Below are 17,181 nucleotides of genomic sequence, written 5' to 3' on the forward strand. Positions count from 1 at the left end.
ACCCAGGGCCTGATGACGCAGTTCGTCCAGGTGCTGGCGGGTGTGCTGCTGCCCTCGGCGACGGTGTTCCTGCTGCTGCTCTGCAACGACAAGGCTGTGCTGGGGCCGTGGGTCAACGGGCCCAAGACCAACGCCTTCACCTCCGCCGTGGTCGGGGTCCTGGTGATGCTGTCGCTGATCCTGACCGCCGCCGTGGTCTGGCCCGACATCAGCTCGCAGGCCATCCTGTGGATCATGGCCGGCTGCGGCGTGGCGGGCGTGCTGGTCGCCGGGTACTTCTTCACCTTCGGCCGCACCGTCACCAAGGAGGACCCGATCGACCGCACCGGCCGCGAGGAGTGGCGGATGCCCCCGCTGGAGACCCTCGGCAAGCCGGTCATGTCCACCGCCCGCAAGGTCGGCATGGGCGCCCTGCGCGCCTACCTCCTGGTCGCGATGGTGATGGTCATCATCAAGATCGTCCAGACCGCGCTCAACCACTGAGCCGCAGACCGCAGCCCGGACGGACGGGTGGTGGGCAGCGGCCCGCCACCCGTCCGTCCGTCTCCCAGGTCTCGCAGCCCTTCCCGCTCTCCCAGCTCTGCCAGCTCTCCCAGTGAAGGAGGTGCCGTCGTGCACACCCTGACCACCGCCGACTTCCTCGTCCGGCTCGCCACCGGGGTCGCCTGCGGCGCGCTCATCGGCGTCGAACGCCAGTGGCGGGCCAGGATGGCCGGCCTGCGCACCAATGCCCTGGTCGCCGCCGGCGCCACCCTGTTCGTGTTGTACAGCGAGGCCGTCGGCGACGCCGCCAGCCCCACCCGGGTCGCCTCCTACGTCGTCTCCGGCATCGGCTTCCTCGGCGGTGGCGTCATCCTGCGCGACGGCGCCGGCGTCCGCGGCCTCAACACCGCCGCCACGCTGTGGTGTTCGGCCGCCGTCGGGGTGCTCGCCGCCGCCGGGAAGCTCGAATTCGCCGTCCTCGGCACGCTCGGCGTCCTCGCCGTCCACCTGATCCTGCGCCCGGCCGGCCGGATGCTCGACCGCGCCCCGCAGTCCGGCAGCGACCCCGACTCCACCGTCCGCGCCACCGTCCACCTGGAATGCGAGCGCAAGGCCGAGACCCACATCCGGGCCCTGCTGCTCCAGGCCCTGTCCGCCTCCGGCCTCGCCCCTACCGGCCTGCGCGCCCGCCGTACCGACAGCGGCGACGCCACCAGCCTGCGCGCCACCGTGGCCATCACCGGGCAGGTCGCCCCGGCCCTCGAACAGGTCGTCAGCCGGCTCTCCCTCGAACCCGGCGTCCGCGACCTGCACTGGCACCTCGACGACGAACCCGACGACCCGAGCCGCCCCGCGCTCGCCTAGTAGGCGGCCCGGGGGAGGTAGAACGGAGGCACCGTCACGAGGCCGACCAGGAGGTCCCGATGTTCACCCCCGACCCCAGGCACGGGCCGCTGGTGCCGATGCTGCTGGTGCTCACCGTCGTCACCGGACTGGTGGACGCGGTCAGCTACCTCCGGCTCGGCCACGTCTTCGTCGCCAACATGACCGGCAACGTGGTCTTCCTCGGCTTCGCCCTGGCCGGTGCCGCCGGACTCTCCGCCACCGCCTCACTGAGCGCCCTCGCCGCGTTCGTACTCGGCGCCCTGGTCGGGGGCCACCTCGCCCGGCGGCTGCCCGACCACCGCGGGCGGCTGCTGACCACGGCGATGGTCGGCCAGGTGGTGCTCGTCGCCGCGAGCATCGCCCTGGCCGCCGTGGCCGGCTACACCTCCGACCCGGCCCGCTACGGCCTCATCGGGTTGCTGGCCTTCGCGATGGGCGGCCAGAACGCGGTGGTCCGCTCCCTCAAGGTCCCCGACCTGACCACCACGGTGCTCACCATGACCATCACGGCCCTCGCCGCCGACCGCACCGGCCCCCGCCGTCTGGCCTCCGCCGTCTGGATGTTCGTCGGCGCCCTCGTCGGCGCCCTCCTCATCCGCCAGGCCGACGTCCCCGTCGCCCTGACCCTCGCCCTGACCCTCCTCGTCGCCGTCGCGGCCCTCACCCACCGGGCCGCCGGATCCCACCCCGCCCCGGCCTGGACCCACCCGCTCTGACCCGGCGCCGCGCCCCTCCGCTCGCCGGCCCCCGCTCGTCCTCAGGGGTCAGTCGTCCTGGCGGTGGCCGGCGCGGCCGCTCCAGAGGGGTTCGAGGTGGGCCCAGCCCTGGGTCCAGGCTTCGTCGGCGCGGCGGTCGAGGACGTGCAGGCGAAGGCGCAGGGCGAGGGTGAGCAGGGCCAGGAGGGCGAGAAGGGCGCCGGCGCCGGTGCAGACGGCGGAGACGGCGACGGAGGCTCGGTTGGTCGGGGGCGAGGAGAGGGCGCCGGCGGGGTCGACCCAGACGGGGACGACGGTGCCGGTGACGGCCGTGCGGGGGGCCTGGACGGTGCCGGTGTGCGGCTGCCCGTCGGGGTAGGTCCAGGCGGCCTCGGCGTCGACGCGGGTGCTGTAGCCGGCGCCGAAGCGTCCGCCGGTGCCGGTGCCGGTGCCGGTGCCGGAGCCGTGGTCGGGGAGGGTGAGCACCACGGCGTCGACCTTGTGGAGGCGCAGGCGGTCGCTGTCGGCCTGGGGTGCGGTGGCGTGGTAGGCGAGCAGGGCGCTGCCGGTGGCGAAGGCGAGGGCGAGCAGGGCCCCGAGGGTGCTCAGCAGCCAGGCGCGGGCGCGGGCCCGGTCGACGGGCCGGACCAGCGGTTCGTGCCGGGCACCGAAGGCCCGCCGCAGCCGGCGGCCGGTTCGCGGCGGGCGCGACGAGGGCCGGGCGGGGCGGGGTGTGCTGGACACGTCGACGGCTCCTCAGGGGGGTTGGGGCGGCGCGGTGGTGGGGTCGTGGGGCTTCGTCACCCAATTTCCACCCGGTGGCCGCCCGCGCACAAGAGTCGTGCGGGCTCGTACCACCGGGACCTGCGGACGGCGCCGCCGCGCGCCGGTCGCGCTCCGGGTCACGCCCGGGCGTGCGGCCGCCCGGCGCCCCTTCGCGCACCCGGGACGTTCGACCCTCGGCAGCGGCCGGGCGGGCGGGCAGGCTGGGGTCCGGCCGCATCCTTCGTGCCAGGGGACGGCTTGGCCCGGTTGACCGTGGGGGTGCCGGGCCGTGGTGCGGTGCAGGGGGTGAGCGTGGGGCTGCCTCCTGCCCGCCCGCACCCGGGTGACGGTGTCTCCGCCCGGGTTCTGGCCGCGTTCTGACCGGGTTCCCGGCGAGGGACCCGAACGCGAGCGCTACGTGATCACCGACGCGGGGCGACGGAGTTCGAGACCTGGCTCCGGGGTCCGGACGCGCCCGAACCCAGCCTGCGGAGCGTGCTGTTCACCAAGGTGGTGCTGGCCCTGACGCTGGGCCGCGACGCCGAGGAGTACCTGGACACCCAGCGCGCCGCCCACCTGCGCCGGATGCGCGAACGCACCGAACTGCGCCGCACCGGCGCCCTGGTGGACGCCCTGCTCGCCGACCACGGCCTGTTCCACCTGGACGCCGGCCTGCGCTGGATCGACCTCACCGCCGCCCGCCTGGACGCGCCGGCCCGGCTCGGCCTGGCTCGGCCTGGGCGGCATGGAGCGGCATGGAGCGGCGCCGCTCCGGCGAACTGTCGGGTGGTCAGGCGCGGCGCGTGGCGCCGGCCCGGGGTCTGGCGGCCCGGCCGCAGGTGCTGTTCGCCGACGAGCCGACCGGCGCGCTCGACTCGCTGAAGCGGATCACCGGTCCTGAGGACGCCCGCAACGGCTGACGGCCCGTCGCCGTTCGGCATGGGCCGCCCGGGCGGTGGGCTCTCGGCGTCCGAGTGCCGCCGGGTACCCCGGCGCCCTCAGCGGGTGACGGGGTACCCGGTCGTTCCGGCCCGGACCACCGACGGCCGTTGCGGCAGCCAGCTGCCGAGGACCAGCGAGGACGGGTAGAACATCGGCTCCGGCAGCGCGTCCAGCGCGACCCGCTCCCAGCCGCCGCAGGAGTGCGGCTCGGTGACGACCGCCTCGGCCAGGCTCGGCGGCGCCAGCACGGCGGCGGTCAGCCGGGGCCGGCCGAGCTCGTGGTCGAGCAGGAGCGCGAGCACCCGCATCTGCTCGGCGGGCAGCACGATGCCGGTCTCCTCGGCGAGTTCGCGGGCCGCGGTCTGCTCGAAGGACTCGCCGGGATCGACCTTTCCGCCGGGCAGGCTCCAGGTCGGCGGCTCGCCGGCGGTGGTGCGCCGGCCGATCAGCACCCGGCCGTCCCCGGTGGGCACGATGATTCCTGCGCCGAGCAGCGGTGCGGTGGTCAATTCGCCATCTCCTTCGCGGGGGTCCTCGCCAGGATCGGGGATTACCAGTTGGAGCGCTCGTAGTCCTTCAGGAAGCAGCCGTACAGGTCCTCGCCGAGCTCACCGCGGACGATCGGGTCGTACACCCGGGCCGCGCCGTCGACCAGGTCGAGCGGGGCGTGGAAGCCCTCGTCGGCCAGCCGCATCTTGTCCGGGTGCGGCCGCTCGTCGGTGATCCAGCCGGTGTCGACGGCGGTCATCAGGATGCCGTCGGTCTCGAACATCTCGTGCGCGCTGGTGCGGGTGAGCATGTTGAGCGCGGCCTTGGCCATGTTGGTGTGCGGGTGGCCGGCGCCCTTGTAGCCGCGCTGGAACACGCCCTCCATCGCCGAGACGTTGACGACGTACTTGCGGCGGGAGGCGGAGGCGGCCATCGCCGGGCGCAGCTGGCTGATCAGGATGAACGGCGCGGTGGAGTTGCAGAGTTGGACCTCCAGCAGCTCGACCGGGCCGACCTCCTGGACGGTCTGCACCCAGCTGTTGGTGGGGGCGAGGTCGGGCACCAGCCCGCCGGCGTCGATCGCGGTGCCGGCCTCGATCCGGGCGGGCGTGGCGGAACCGGTGACGAGCGCGAGCGAGGTGACGTCCTCGGCGGCCATCCGCTGCGCGTCGCCGCTCGCCTGGTGGGGGAGGGCGGGAAGGTCGACGCTGCCGCTGCCGAAGCGGCCGATGGTGGTGGCCTGCGGCAGCTCGCCGGCCGGCAGCGGCGCGGACTCGGCGGCGATCAGCTCGCGGTAGGACTCCGGCGGGCGGCGCACGGTCTGCGCGGCGTTGTTGATCAGGATGTCCAGCGGGCCGTCGGCGGCGACCTCGTCGGCGAGCGCCATGACCTGGGCCGGGTCGCGCAGGTCGATGCCGACGACCTTGAGGCGGTGGATCCACTCGGCGCTGTCCGGCATCGCGGTGAAGCGGCGGATGGCGTCGTTGGGGAAGCGCGTGGTGATGGTGGTGTGGGCGCCGTCGCGCAGCAGCATCAGTGCGATGTACATGCCGATCTTGGCCCGGCCGCCGGTGAGCAGCGCGCGCTTGCCGGTGAGGTCGGCGCGGGCGTCCCGGTGGGCCCGGTTCTTGACGGCGCAGTCCTGGCAGAGGTTGTGGTAGAACGCGTCGACCTCGACGTACCGCTGCTTGCACGTGTAGCAGGAGCGGGGCCGCTCCAGGATGCCGGCGATCTCGGTGCTGGTGACGGTGGTCAGGCCGAAGGCGCCGGCGGTCTCGTCGTCGATCCGGGTGGGTGCGCCGGTGGCGGTGCGCGCGGTGACCTCGCGGTCGTTGGCGGTCTTGCGGGCCCGGGTCTCCTGGCGGCGGCGCTGCTTGAGCGTCCGGAATATGCCGCCGACGGCCTGGCGGACGGTGATCGCGTCCGGGTGGTCGACGTGCAGCTGGTCGAGCTCGGCGAGCACGTCCAGGCAGAGCCGCAGCCGCTCGGGGTCGAGGCCGGGACCGTAGTCGATCTCCTCCCCGGTGTCCGTGCCGCTCTGGTCCTGCTTGATGTCCACGCCCGCCGTCATTGCCTGTCGCCGCTTCCCGCTCGCCTCGCCGTTACCGCGTGAATGCTACGGGAGCGGCCCTGGCCGGGGCGAAAACCGTCGGCCTTGGATGATCGTCCAAGTCTACGCGCGGAGCATTGATCATGGTTTGTACACAGTGCCAGCAATGGGGCTCGAACTGGCTTTTGATCCCACCGTCCCGGAGAATTGAATGCTGGGTGCCGGGCGCCCGAGTGCGCCCGGCGGCAGTGCCGCAACCGCACCCGAGGTGTAATTTCTCCCAGCCAGAGAGCCCCCTTCATGCGCTTCCTGAACGACCTCAAGCCCTCGTACGACTTGACGTACGACGACGTCTTCATGGTCCCCAGCCGTTCCGCCGTGGGCTCCCGGCAGGCGGTCGACCTCTCCTCGAACGACGGCACCGGCACCACGATCCCGCTGGTCGTCGCCAACATGACCGCCATCGCGGGCCGCCGGATGGCCGAGACCGTCGCCCGCCGCGGCGGCCTGGTCGCCATCCCGCAGGACATCCCCACCGAGGTCATCGCCGAGGTCGTCTCCTGGGTCAAGCAGCGCCACCTGGTGCACGACACCCCGATCACCCTCGCCCCGGGCGCCACCGTCGCCGAGGCGCTGTCGCTGCTGCCCAAGCGCGCGCACGGCGCCCTCGTGGTCGTCGAGGACGGCAAGCCGGTCGGCGTCGTCACCGACTCCGACTGCCAGGGCGTGGACCGCTTCACCAGCCTCGCCGACGTGATGTCCCGCGACCTGCTGCTCCTGGACGAGGACATCGACTCGCGCACCGCCTTCGACAAGCTCACCGAGGCGCACCGCAAGCTCGCCCCGGTCGTCGACGCCGAGGGCCGGCTCGTCGGCATCCTCACCCGCAAGGGCGCGCTGCGCGCCACCCTGTACACCCCGGCCGTGGACGCCGCCGGCAAGCTGCGGATCGCCGCCACCGTCGGCATCAACGGCGATGTGGCCGGCAAGGCCAAGGCCCTGATCGACGCCGGCGCCGACGTGCTGGTCGTGGACACCGCGCACGGCCACCAGGAATCGATGATCAGCGCGCTGCGCGCGGTGCGCGGCCTCGACCCGCGGATCCCGATCGTGGCCGGCAACGTGGTCTCCGCCGCCGGTGTCCGCGACCTGGTCGAGGCGGGCGCCGACATCCTCAAGGTCGGCGTCGGCCCCGGCGCCATGTGCACCACCCGGATGATGACCGGCGTCGGCCGCCCGCAGTTCTCCGCCGTGCTGGAGTGCGCCGCCGAGGCGCGCCGGCTCGGCAAGCACGTGTGGGCCGACGGCGGCGTCCGCCACCCGCGCGACGTCGCGATGGCACTGGCCGCCGGCGCCTCCAACGTGATGATCGGCTCCTGGTTCGCCGGCACCTACGAGTCCCCGGGTGACCTGCAGACCGCCGCTGACGGCCGCCAGTACAAGGAGAGCTTCGGCATGGCCTCGGCCCGTGCGGTCAGCAACCGCACCGCCCAGGACTCCTCGTACGACCGGGCCCGCAAGGCGCTGTTCGAGGAGGGCATCTCGCACTCCCGGATGTTCGTCGACCCGGCCCGCCCGGGCGTCGAGGACCTGATCGACTCGATCGTGGCCGGTGTGCGCAGCTCCTGCACCTACGCGGGCGCCAACACCCTGGAGGAGTTCCAGGAGAAGGCGATCGTCGGCATCCAGAGCGCGGCCGGCTACGCCGAGGGCAAGCCGCTGCACTCCAGCTGGGCCTGATCGGGTCGGGCCTGAGCGCCCGCTCCTTCACCGGCCGGCCGGTTCCTCGCCTCGGGGAGCCGGCCGGCCGCCGTGCGGGGGGCGTCCGGTGCCTTGTGGGGTGCGTCCGGCGCCGTGCCCGGTGCATGCGGTGCCTTGCCCGGTGCGTCCGGCGTGCCCGCCGTCGTGCCCGGGGCGTCCGCCGTGCGTGGTGAGCCGTCGGCCGCGTCCGGTGCGGGGTGCGGGCCGAGCGGGAGCAGCAGGGCGTGGCCGAGCAGGCCGGCCGAGCAGTCCAGGGCGGCGGCGAAGGCCCGCGCGGCGGTCGGCACCGCGCGCAGCTCCCAGAGCGCCTGGACGGCGGACCACGCCCCCTCGCGGGCGGCCTCCACCGACCAGACGCCGAGCAGGTGGGTGAGCGGTTCGGCGCGCTCCAGCACGTCCGGGCCGGGCATCAGCTGCTCCCGGACGGCCGTCTCCACCTCTGCCAGCAGGCCGTTGATCCGGTGGTAGTCCGCCGCGAGCCCGGCCGGCTCGCAGCCCCGACGCAGGCAGGTGTCCACGACGGCGAGCGGCAGGTCGTGCTGGATGTGGGCGTTCATCCCGGCCAACGCGAACTGCAGCGGGTGCACCCCCGGGTGGGCGCGCAGCGCGAACAGCGGACGCCAGCAGGCGGGCGGCTCCTGCCCGGCCGCGTCGGCGGCCACGGCCAGCAGGTAGCGCCCGGCGAACACCGTGTCGAGCTCGGCCATCGCCGCCGGATCGGCGAAGTACGAGCCGCCGAGCCGGCCGCGGACGGCCTCCGTGACGGTGAGGTAGAGCCGGTTGAAGACCGCCACCCCGTCCGCCGGGGGCAGGACCGCCCCGATCTCCCGCAGCCGACCGACCACCTCCTCGACCGTGACTGGCGCCGTGACCCGAGTCGTGACGGGTGTCGCGACAGGCGCCGTGACCGTGTTCGCGGCCAGCACCGCGACCGGCGTGCCGTCCGCCGCCATCGTCGTACCGGGCATGCGCCACCCTCCGATGTCGATCGTGCACTGATCGCATCATCGTGGCAGCGCGGACGGCAGCCCGGTGCGTGCGGCGCGCGGCGCGCGGCTGAGACCAGGTGATTCAGCCCAGCTCGTACTCCAGGACGTAAGTGTGGGTGCCGGCCTCGTCGACGGTCAGGCGGAACTCGCCGGTGAGCCCGGCCAGCTCGCCCGACCCGGTGCCCGGCACCACGCGTATGGTCGTCCCGCCGGTGTCCCACGCCGCGTGCTGGAGCACGAACGAGCCCTTACGCCCGTCCAGTTCGCCCGTCACGTGCTCCACCGCGACGTAGGACGCCGGGCCGCCCGAGGGGCCCGCGACGGAGAGCATCCGCACCTCGCTGGTGCCGCTCAGCCCACCCGTGAAGTTTTTGGAGATCCGGACCCGCCCGAAGGCCGCACCCTCGCGCTCCTCCGTCTCCACCGGTTCGAAGCCGGTCAGCTCGAACGACCCGCTGGCCTTGTCCCCCATGGCGCTCTCCCTTCGACGATCGCTACCCGGCCGGCTCCTCACCGACCGTGTGCGAAGCCTTGCACACGGCTCTGACAATCGGCCGGGCCGTCACTGCTCCCGCCGGCCCGCCCATCCCGCCTGCCCCCTGGCTGCCTGCCCGTCCGCCGTCCGCCCTCCGCCCGTCAGTGCTCCCAGCGGAGCGCCAGCAGCGCCGCGTCGTCCGTCAGCCCGGCGTCGCCGACCCAGCCGTCGACGTCCGCGAGCAGGTCCTCCAGCAGGTCCGCCGGGTTCCCCGCGGGCAGCTCCGGCAGGCGCTCCTCCAGCGGGTAGAACCGCCCCTCGGCGTTGCGGGCCTCGGTGATGCCGTCGGTGTACAGGAGCAGCAGGTCCCCCGGCAGCGGCTCGAAGTGGACCGTCGGATACCCGTCACCGGTCAGCCCCCGCAGCCCGAGCGGCGGCGCGGCGTACGGCGGCGTCAGCGCGCGCACCCGGCCCGCGCGGCGCAGCAGCGGGGGCGGGTGCCCGCAGTTGACCACGCCGGCCGGCCCCCGCTCCGCGGGCACGGTCAGCAGCAGCGCGGTGGCGAAGCGCCCCTCGTCCGGTCGGGCGGCGAGCGCCGCGTCCAGCCGTTCGGCCAGCCGCGCGAGATCGGGCTCCGTCCGGGCCGCCTCGCGGAACACCCCCAGCACGTCCGCCGCCGTCTCCACCGCCGGCAGCCCGTGCCCCTGCACGTCACCGAGCAGGATCCGGGTGCCGTAGCGGGTGTCGACCACCGCGTACAGGTCCCCGCCGATGCGTGCCTCGGCCGCCGCCGCGACGTAGCGCACCGCGGTGCGCAGCCGCCCGATCCGCTCCGGCGGCGGGCGCAGCAGGGCCCGCTGTGCCGCCTCGGCGACCGTCCGGACGTGGAACAGCTCCCGCTCCCGGGCCGACACCAGGACGACGTTGGCGGCGCTGGCCAGGGTCGCCGCGAGCACCGTGATCAGCGCGGTGATGTGCACCTCGGCCGGCAGTTCGGTGTTGGTGGTCTCCAGCAGCCCGACCGCCACGACGGCGATGCCCCCGGCGGCCAGCGGCACCCGGGCGCTGCGGGTGGTCGCCCCGGCCAGGACCGGCGCGACGGCCAGTACGGGGGAGAGGGTCGTCCCCGGCCCCGTCACCAGGTCGGCCACCACGGCGGCGACCAGCAGCCCGAAGGCGCCGACCAGCAGCATCCGGGTGCGCCGCGGCAGGTGCAGCGGTGGCACACCGTCCGGGCCGTCTGCGCTCACACGTCCTCCCGGCTGCTCCCGGCGGATTGGCGACCTACCGTCCACTGTGCTCCGCACTCCCCGTGAGCGGCACCTCGGGGGACCGGGGCGGCTCGGGGACCTCGGCCGAGGCCGCCCCGAGCGGGCGGACTACGCTGGCCGGGAGATGAGACGCAAGAGCCGCCGCCCGGCCTCCCCCCTCCCGCAGCGCCACGGTGTGGACCCGGTGCACCTGCGGTTGCCGCCCGAGGGCCCCTGGCCGTCCGTCCGTGCCTACCTGGTCGAGCGGCTGCCGGCCGTGGCCGCCGCGCGGATCGACGCGGCGCTGAGCGGCCGCGAGATCGTCGGCGAGCACGGCCCGGTCGCCCCGGACGAGCCGTTCCGGCCCGGCGCGCACCTGTGGTTCTACCGGGACCTCCCCGAGGAGGTCCGCGTCCCGTTCGAACTGGAGGTGCTGCACCGCGACGAGCACCTGGTCGTCGTCGACAAGCCGCACTTCCTGGCGACCACCCCGCGCGGCCGGCACGTCGTCGAGACGGCGCTGTCCCGGTTGCGGCACAGTCTCGACCTGCCCGCCCTCAGCCCCGCGCACCGGCTCGACCGGCTCACCGCGGGCCTGGCCATGTTCGTGGTGCGGCCCGAGGAGCGCGGTGCCTACCAGACGCTGTTCAGCGACCGGCTGGTGCGCAAGGAGTACCAGGCGATCGCCCGGTACGACCCGGCGCTGGACCTGCCGCGCACCGTGCGCAGCCACATCCTCAAGGAGCGCGGGGTGATCGCGGCCCGGGAGCTCGACGCGCCGCCGAACAGCGAGAGCCGGATCGACCTCCTGGAACGCCGCGACGGCCTGGCCCGCTACCGGCTGCGGCCGCTGAGCGGGCGCACCCACCAGCTGCGGCTGCACATGTGCGGCCTCGGCGTGCCGATCCTCGGTGACCCGGTGTATCCGGTGGTGCTGCCCGAACCGGCCCCGGACGACTTCCGTCGCCCGCTCCAACTCCTCGCCTCGGTGGTCGAGTTCACCGACCCGCTGACCGGCCGGGAGCGCCGCTTCGACACCCGCCGCACCCTCGCCGCCTGGACGGACCCGCAAGCCTGGGCCGGCGGCCCAGGTCCGGCGACCCGGACACCCTAGGCCCAACGGACGACCGGGTCCCGGTTCCGGCGCCCGATCCGCCGCCGCCCCCTGCGGGGCGAGGGTGGGGACATGAACGCAGCACAGCACACCGCCCCCGCCCCCGTCGCCGTGGTCACCGGCGCCTCCCGGGGGCTCGGCCTGGCGCTCGCCCGGGCCCTCGCCGCCGACGGCTGGCAGCTGGTGATCAGCGCCCGTGGCGCGGCCGGACTCGCCGCCGCCGAGGCGGCCCTGGCCGCCGTCACCAAGGTCGTCGCCCTCTCCGGTTCCATCGTCGACGACGACCACCGTGCCCACCTGACCGCGGCCGCCGACGGGCTCGGCGGCGCGAGCCTGCTGGTCAACAACGCCGGTACGCTCAACGGTGCCACCGCGCCCGGCGCCGAGCCGCTGCCCCGGCTGGCCGACTTCCCGCTGCCGGACCTGCTGGAGACCTTCGAGGTCAACGCGCTCGCCCCGATCGCCCTCACCCAGCTCCTCCTGCCTCAGCTGCGTGCCCGCGCCGGGAGCGTGCTCAACATCAGTTCGGACGCCGCCGTCGTGCCCTACCTCGGCTGGGGCGGCTACGGCGCCAGCAAGGCGGCGCTCGACCATGCCACCGCCGTACTCGCCCGCGAGGAACCGGAGTTGCGGGTGTGGGCGGTGGACCCGGGAAGCATGCGCACCGGGATGTTGCAGGAGGCCAGCCCCGGTGAGGACATCTCCGGCGAGCCGCTGCCCGAGGAGGTGGTGCCGGTCCTGCTCGGACTGCTGCACGACCGGGCCGCCTCCGGCCGCTACCGCGCCGAGGACCTGAGGGCCGCGGCCCGGGGTGGGCGATGACCGGACTCGTGGACCTCGGCCTCGACGTCGCCGTGCCGCCCGAACTCTCCGCCCGGGCACCGGCGGAGGCACGCGGCGGGGCGCGGGACGGCGTGCGGATGCTGGTCGGCCGGCGCGACCGGAGGAGCGTCGAGCACCACCGCTTCACCGAGCTGCCCGAGGTGCTGCGCGCGGGTGACCTGCTGGTGGTCAACAACTCGGCCACCCTGCCGGCCGCGCTGCCCGGCCGGCTGCCCGACGGTACGGCGGTCGCGCTGCACCTGTCCTCCGCCCAGCCCGACCAACGCGGCTCCCACCTGGTGGAGTTGCGGCGGGTGGTGCCGGGGTCGGCGGCCGCCTACTACCCGCCGGCCGACTCCCCGGCCCGCTCCGGTCTGCGGGTGGCGCTGCCCGCCGGCGGCGCGGCCGAGCTGGTCGCACCGTTCACCGCCCGGCTCTGGTACGCCGAACTGGCGCTGCCGGCAAGACTGTTGCCGTACCTGGAGGTGCACGGCAAGGCGATCCGTTACGGCTACGTGGACCGCGACTGGCCGATCGAGGCCTACCAGACGGTCTTCGCGGCCGTCCCCGGCAGCAGTGAGATGCCGAGCGCCGCAAGGCCGTTCAGCGCGGAGGTGGTGGCCCGCCTGGCGGGTCGCGGGGTGCTGGTCGCGCCGGTCACGCTGCACACCGGGGTGGCCTCGCCGGAGGCGCACGAGGCGCCGTACGCCGAGCGGTTCCACGTCCCGGCGGCCACCGCCCGTCTGGTCGGCCATGTGCGGGCCGGCGGTGGGCGGGTGATCGCCGTCGGCACCACGGTGGTGCGCGCCCTGGAGTCGGCCGCCGCGTCGGACGGCACCGTCCAGGAGGCGGACGGCTGGACGGAGTTGGTGATCACTCCGGAGCGCGGGGTGCGCGCGGTCGACGGCCTGCTCACCGGCTGGCACGAGCCCCGCGCCTCGCACCTGCTGATGCTGGCCGCCGTCGCCGGGCGGCCCCTGCTCGCCGAGTGCTACCGGGCCGCCGTCCAGCACCGCTACCTCTGGCACGAGTTCGGCGACGTGAACCTGCTCCTGCCGGACTGAGCCCGCGCGCCGCGCCGCCCGGTCGTGGGCCGGATCACTCGGTCGCGGGCCGAATTACTCGGACGGGCTGCCCGGGGGCAGTTCCAGCTCGAACCAGACCACCTTGCCGTCCCCGGTGCGGCGGCTGCCCCAGCGGTGCGCGAGCTCGTTGACCAGGTGGATGCCGCGCCCGCCCTCGTCCTCGGCGCGGGCGCGCCGGATCCGGGGCGTCTCGCTCTCCTGGTCGGCGACCTCGACGGTGAGCGCCCGGTTGCAGAACAGCCGCAGCTGGGTGGGGGATCCGGCGTGCACCAGGGCGTTGGTGATCAGTTCGCTGGTGAGCAGTTCGGCCCAGTCGGCGAGCGGTTCGAGGCCCCAGGCGGCCAGCGTCTCGCGGGTGAAGCGGCGTGAGTGGGCGACCATCGCGCGGTCGCCGGTGAGCGGCAGGCTGGCGATCCGGTCCGCGCCGACCGGCCGGACCTGCGCCATGATGACGGCGATGTCGTCCTCGCTGGTGGGGCCGGTGAGTTCGGCCAGGACGGCGTCGCAGGTCTGCTCCAGCGAGCGGCGCCGGTCGGCGACCGTCCGGCAGAGCAACTGCAGTCCCTCGTCGATGTCGTGGCCCCGGCGCTCGACCAGCCCGTCGGTGTAGAGCGTCAGGATGGCCTCCTCGGGGAGGGTGAACTCCACGCTCTCGAACGGGACCCCGCCAACGCCGAGCGGTGCGCCGGGCGGCAGTTCGACCAGGTGCGCCCTCCCCTGCGGATCGGCGACGACGGGCGGCAGGTGGCCGGCGCAGGCGGCGGTGCAGTGGCGGTCCACCGGGTCGTACACCACGCAGACGCAGGTGGCGAACTGGCCCTCGCCGAGTGCGCTGGAGGCCTCGTCCAGCCGGTGCAGGACGCGCTCAGGGGCCAAGTCCAGGGTGATCAACGTCCGGGCGACAGTGCGCAGTTGGCCCATGGTGGCGGCGGCCCGGATGCCGTGGCCCATCACGTCGCCGACGATCAGCGCGACCCGCCCCGAGGAGAGCGGCACGACGTCGAACCAGTCGCCGCCGACCTCGCTGACCACGCTGCTGGGCAGGTAGCGGTAGGCGAGGTCCAGGCCGAGCGTGCGGTGGATCTCCTGCGGCAGCAGGCTGCGCTGGAGGGTGAGCGCGGTGTCCCGCTCGCGCCGGTAGAGCCGGGCGTTGTCGATCGCGAGGGCGGTGCGCGCGGCGAGTTCCTCGGCCAGCGAGCGGTCCTCCGGGCCGAACGGCTCCGGGTTGCGGGTGCGGACGAACTCCGCGCCGCCCAGCACGAGTCCGCGCGCCACCAGCGGCACCATCAGGTACGAGTGCACCCCGGCGGCCAGCCCCGGCTGGACCCGGTCGGGTGAGGCGGCGATCCGGCGCATCTCCTCCTCGGTCACCTCGGAGACCAGGATCGAGCGCCGGGTGCGCAGGCTCTGGGCGTACAGCTGGGCGGACTGCGAGGTCTCGCCGACCTGGTCGGAGGCCGCCGTCATGCCGCCGCCCCGGGTCGCTTCGCCGACCGCCACCGCCCGCATCAGTATCGAATCGTTCTCCGGGACGGGGCCGGGCTCCTCGCCGCCGAGCACCGCGTCGCGCAGGTCCACGGTGACGAAGTCGGCGAAGCGCGGGATCACCACCTCCACCAACTCCTGGGCGGTGCGGTGCAGATCGAGGGTGGTGCCGATCCGGGTGCTGGCCTCGTTGAGCAGCGACAGCCGCTGCTGCGCGGCCCGGGCCTCGTCCAAAGCCCGCTGCCGGGCGGCGGCCGCGTCGCGTTCGCGGGTGAACAGCAGCGCGTTGTCGATGGACACGGCGGCCCGCACCGCCAACTCGCCGGCCAGCGCCAGGTCGTCCTCCTCGTAGGGGCGCTCCACCAGGGTGCGGTAGAAGCCCGCGACGCCGACCGCGGTGCCGCGCGCGATCAGCGGGACGACCATGAAGGAGTGGACGTTCTGCTCCCGCACCGCCGCGGCGCGCACCGGGTCGTCGGCGAACCAGGCCATCCCCTCCGCGTCCATCCGCGGCACCAGGACCGGCTTGCGGTGTGCCAGGCTCCACGCGTACGGCGTGCCGGGCGCGAAGCGGTGCACCCCGCCGAGTCGGGCGACCGGCCGCAGCGTCGAGCCGGGTACCGAGTGGAAGGCCATCCGCCGCAGCAGCGCCGAACCGTCCGCCGGGGCGCGGGCCTCGCGCTCGCCGCGGACCAGGTCCTCCAGCACCTCCACCACCACGGAGTCGGCCAGCCTGGGCGTCGCCACCTCGGCCAACTCCTGCGCGGTCTGGGCGAGATCGAGCGTGGTGCCGATCCGGGTGGAGGCCACGTTGACCAGCGCCAGCCGCTCCTGGGCGGCCTTCGCCTCGCGCAGCGCCTGCTGCCGGGCCAGGACGGTCTGGTGCTGGCGCAGGTACAGCCGGGCGTTGTCGATCGCGACGGCGGCCCGCGAGGCCAGCTCGTCGCCGAGGGTGATGTCGGCCTCGGCGAACGACTCCCGGTCGCCGCGCCGCGAGTACACCACCATGCCGAGCGTGGTGCCGCGCGCCACCAGCGGGGTGATCCGCACCGAGCGCGGCCGGTCGCCGAGGTAGGCCCGGCGGTGGCTCTCGGTGATGGCCTCGCTCAGCAGCGGCAGCTCCCAGGACGGCACCACCACCGTCCGCCCGGTGGCCAGCGCCCGGGCGTACGGCGAGTCCGGCGTCAGCTCGTACAGCGATTCCACCGGCAGTGACTCGGCCGGGTACAGCGGGTCGGTGGTGGCCAGGGCCAGCCGGCGGACCAGCTGCGGCGCGTCCGGGTCGGGCGGTTCGACGTTCCGCCCGGTCACCAGCACCTCCAGCGCGAACACCCCGCTGATGTCGGCGACCCTGGGCACCATCGTGTCGGCCAGCTCCCGGGCGGTCTGCCGGAGGTCGAGCGTGGTGCCGATGGAGGCGGTCGCGTCGACCAGCAGGGCCAGCCGCTCCTGGGCCCGCGCAGCCCGGGCCTCGGCGCGGAACCGCTCGGTGACGTCGATGACGGTGGAACTGACGCCGAGCACCCGGCCGCCGGGTTCCTCCAGCCGGAAGTACGAGGCGGACCACGCGTGGTCGTGCTGCGGGTCGCCCGGGGTGCGGCCGTGCGAGCGGGTGTCCACCACCGGCTCGCCGCTCTCCAGGACCCGTCGCATCACCGCCTCCGCCTCGGCGCCGTTGATCCCGGGCAGCACCTCGGTGAGCCGGTGGCCGAGCTGCTCCTCGACGGGCAGGCCGTTGGCCCGGGCCAGCGCCTCGTTCAGCCGGACGAAGCGCAGCTCGGGGTCGAAGACGCCCATGCCGACGGGGGACTGGGTGAAGAAGCCGTCGAGCACCGCCAGGTCCGCCTGGATCCGGCGCAGCGTGGTCACGTCGGAGGCGACGGCCAGCACCAGCGTGCGGCCGTCCGGCCCGGTGATCGGATGGGTGCGGAACTCCAGGTTCACCAGATGCCCGTCCCGGTGCCGGACCGGGAACACACCGGACCAGGCCCGGCCGTGCAGGATCTGCTGGAACAGTTCCAGCACCTCGGGCCGCTGCTCCTCGGAGGTCAGCAACTTGGCGGCCCTGGCCCCGATCGCCTGCCCCGGGGAGTAGCCGAGCAGTGCCTCCGCGTCGCCGCTCCAGTGCAGGATCCGGCCGTCGGCCTCGATCAGCGCCGTCGCGATCGGCACCATCAGCAGGGCGTCCTGTTGCGGCTCGCCCAGGTGGTGTTCGTTGTCGTTCACCATGGCCAGAGAACCGTCCGGAGATCGTCCCCACCAGCCCTGCCATCTTCGCACGCGGCCCCGGCGGGCCGCTCACCGTAGCGGCTCACCGGAGCGGCAGCGGGCGCTCCGGGAAGAAGTCGTCGAGCTCCCGGCTGCACCGGCGGCACCGCGGCGTTGGCGGCGG

At 74.5% G+C, this 17,181-nt stretch carries 13 protein-coding genes and 3 pseudogenes; 9 read left to right on the plus strand and 7 right to left on the minus strand.

The window, feature by feature from the left end; translation table 11 throughout:
• The 3 genes and pseudogenes from AB0P03_RS09355 to AB0P03_RS09365 all read left to right on the plus strand — a co-directional run.
• Window positions 1-483: pseudogene (locus tag AB0P03_RS09355) on the plus strand (manganese transporter); the annotation flags it as partial.
• A gap of 129 nt (window positions 484-612) precedes the next feature.
• The gene (locus tag AB0P03_RS09360) at window positions 613-1,347 is read left to right on the plus strand and encodes an MgtC/SapB family protein (protein WP_063346501.1); all 735 of its coding nucleotides are present in this window, start codon (window positions 613-615) and stop codon (window positions 1,345-1,347) included.
• A gap of 59 nt (window positions 1,348-1,406) precedes the next feature.
• A complete protein-coding gene (locus AB0P03_RS09365) occupies window positions 1,407-2,084 on the plus strand; it encodes a YoaK family protein (RefSeq protein WP_363628205.1) in 678 nt (225 codons plus the stop codon).
• 48 nt (window positions 2,085-2,132) lie between these two features.
• Here the strand turns inward: AB0P03_RS09365 and AB0P03_RS09370 are convergent, their stop codons facing one another.
• Window positions 2,133-2,807 carry a hypothetical protein gene (locus AB0P03_RS09370; protein ID WP_363628206.1) on the minus strand — a complete coding sequence of 225 codons (675 nt, stop codon included), beginning with the start codon at window positions 2,805-2,807 and terminating at the stop codon, window positions 2,133-2,135.
• 412 nt (window positions 2,808-3,219) lie between these two features.
• Between AB0P03_RS09370 and AB0P03_RS09375 the strand changes: the two are divergent.
• Window positions 3,220-3,536: pseudogene (locus tag AB0P03_RS09375) on the plus strand (PadR family transcriptional regulator); the annotation flags it as partial.
• A gap of 44 nt (window positions 3,537-3,580) precedes the next feature.
• Window positions 3,581-3,703, plus strand: a pseudogene (locus tag AB0P03_RS09380) (ATP-binding cassette domain-containing protein); the annotation flags it as partial.
• Window positions 3,704-3,826: 123 nt separating this feature from the next.
• On the opposite strand, the gene AB0P03_RS09385 reads toward AB0P03_RS09380, so the two are convergent.
• Together AB0P03_RS09385 and AB0P03_RS09390 are read right to left on the minus strand one after the other, a co-directional pair.
• On the minus strand, window positions 3,827-4,279 hold the full coding sequence (locus AB0P03_RS09385; protein WP_363623588.1) for an NUDIX domain-containing protein: 453 nt from the start codon (window positions 4,277-4,279) through the stop codon (window positions 3,827-3,829).
• Window positions 4,280-4,320: 41 nt separating this feature from the next.
• On the minus strand, window positions 4,321-5,811 hold the full coding sequence (locus AB0P03_RS09390; RefSeq protein WP_363581895.1) for an SDR family NAD(P)-dependent oxidoreductase: 1,491 nt from the start codon (window positions 5,809-5,811) through the stop codon (window positions 4,321-4,323).
• Between the two features lie 297 nt (window positions 5,812-6,108).
• Between AB0P03_RS09390 and AB0P03_RS09395 the strand changes: the two genes are divergently transcribed.
• Complete coding sequence (locus tag AB0P03_RS09395) at window positions 6,109-7,548, plus strand: GuaB1 family IMP dehydrogenase-related protein (protein WP_363628208.1); 1,440 nt, start codon at window positions 6,109-6,111, stop codon at window positions 7,546-7,548.
• On the opposite strand, the gene AB0P03_RS09400 is transcribed toward AB0P03_RS09395, so the two are convergent.
• The 3 genes from AB0P03_RS09400 to AB0P03_RS09410 all read right to left on the minus strand — a co-directional run bounded on the left by AB0P03_RS09400 (window position 7,509) and on the right by AB0P03_RS09410 (window position 10,283).
• Window positions 7,509-8,537 carry a DUF5995 family protein gene (locus tag AB0P03_RS09400; RefSeq protein WP_363628209.1) on the minus strand — a complete coding sequence of 343 codons (1,029 nt, stop codon included), beginning with the start codon at window positions 8,535-8,537 and terminating at the stop codon, window positions 7,509-7,511. The genes AB0P03_RS09395 and AB0P03_RS09400 overlap by 40 nt on opposite strands.
• Before the next feature lie 103 nt (window positions 8,538-8,640).
• On the minus strand, window positions 8,641-9,030 hold the full coding sequence (locus tag AB0P03_RS09405; protein WP_363581644.1) for a DUF3224 domain-containing protein: 390 nt from the start codon (window positions 9,028-9,030) through the stop codon (window positions 8,641-8,643).
• Window positions 9,031-9,194: 164 nt separating this feature from the next.
• Window positions 9,195-10,283: a PP2C family protein-serine/threonine phosphatase gene (locus tag AB0P03_RS09410; protein WP_363628211.1), complete on the minus strand. Its 1,089-nt coding sequence runs from the start codon at window positions 10,281-10,283 to the stop codon at window positions 9,195-9,197.
• 145 nt (window positions 10,284-10,428) lie between these two features.
• Between AB0P03_RS09410 and AB0P03_RS09415 the strand changes: the two genes are divergently transcribed.
• From AB0P03_RS09415 to AB0P03_RS09425, 3 genes are all read left to right on the plus strand, one after another.
• On the plus strand, window positions 10,429-11,397 hold the full coding sequence (locus AB0P03_RS09415) for a pseudouridine synthase (RefSeq protein WP_363581648.1): 969 nt from the start codon (window positions 10,429-10,431) through the stop codon (window positions 11,395-11,397).
• Between the two features lie 72 nt (window positions 11,398-11,469).
• Window positions 11,470-12,219 (plus strand): SDR family NAD(P)-dependent oxidoreductase, encoded by a 750-nt coding sequence (locus tag AB0P03_RS09420; RefSeq protein WP_363581650.1) that lies wholly within the window; start codon window positions 11,470-11,472, stop codon window positions 12,217-12,219.
• Window positions 12,216-13,283 carry an S-adenosylmethionine:tRNA ribosyltransferase-isomerase gene (locus AB0P03_RS09425; RefSeq protein WP_363628212.1) on the plus strand — a complete coding sequence of 356 codons (1,068 nt, stop codon included), beginning with the start codon at window positions 12,216-12,218 and terminating at the stop codon, window positions 13,281-13,283. The genes AB0P03_RS09420 and AB0P03_RS09425 overlap by 4 nt, the downstream gene beginning before the upstream one ends.
• 54 nt (window positions 13,284-13,337) lie before the next feature.
• Here AB0P03_RS09425 and AB0P03_RS09430 read toward each other — a convergent pair whose 3' ends face one another.
• Entirely contained in the window at window positions 13,338-17,018 is a 3,681-nt protein-coding gene (locus AB0P03_RS09430; protein WP_363581654.1) for a SpoIIE family protein phosphatase, read from the minus strand.
• Window positions 17,019-17,181 lie beyond the last annotated feature (163 nt).

This window comes from Kitasatospora sp. NPDC088779, from assembly GCF_040685395.1.
GTDB lineage: Bacteria > Actinomycetota > Actinomycetes > Streptomycetales > Streptomycetaceae > Kitasatospora.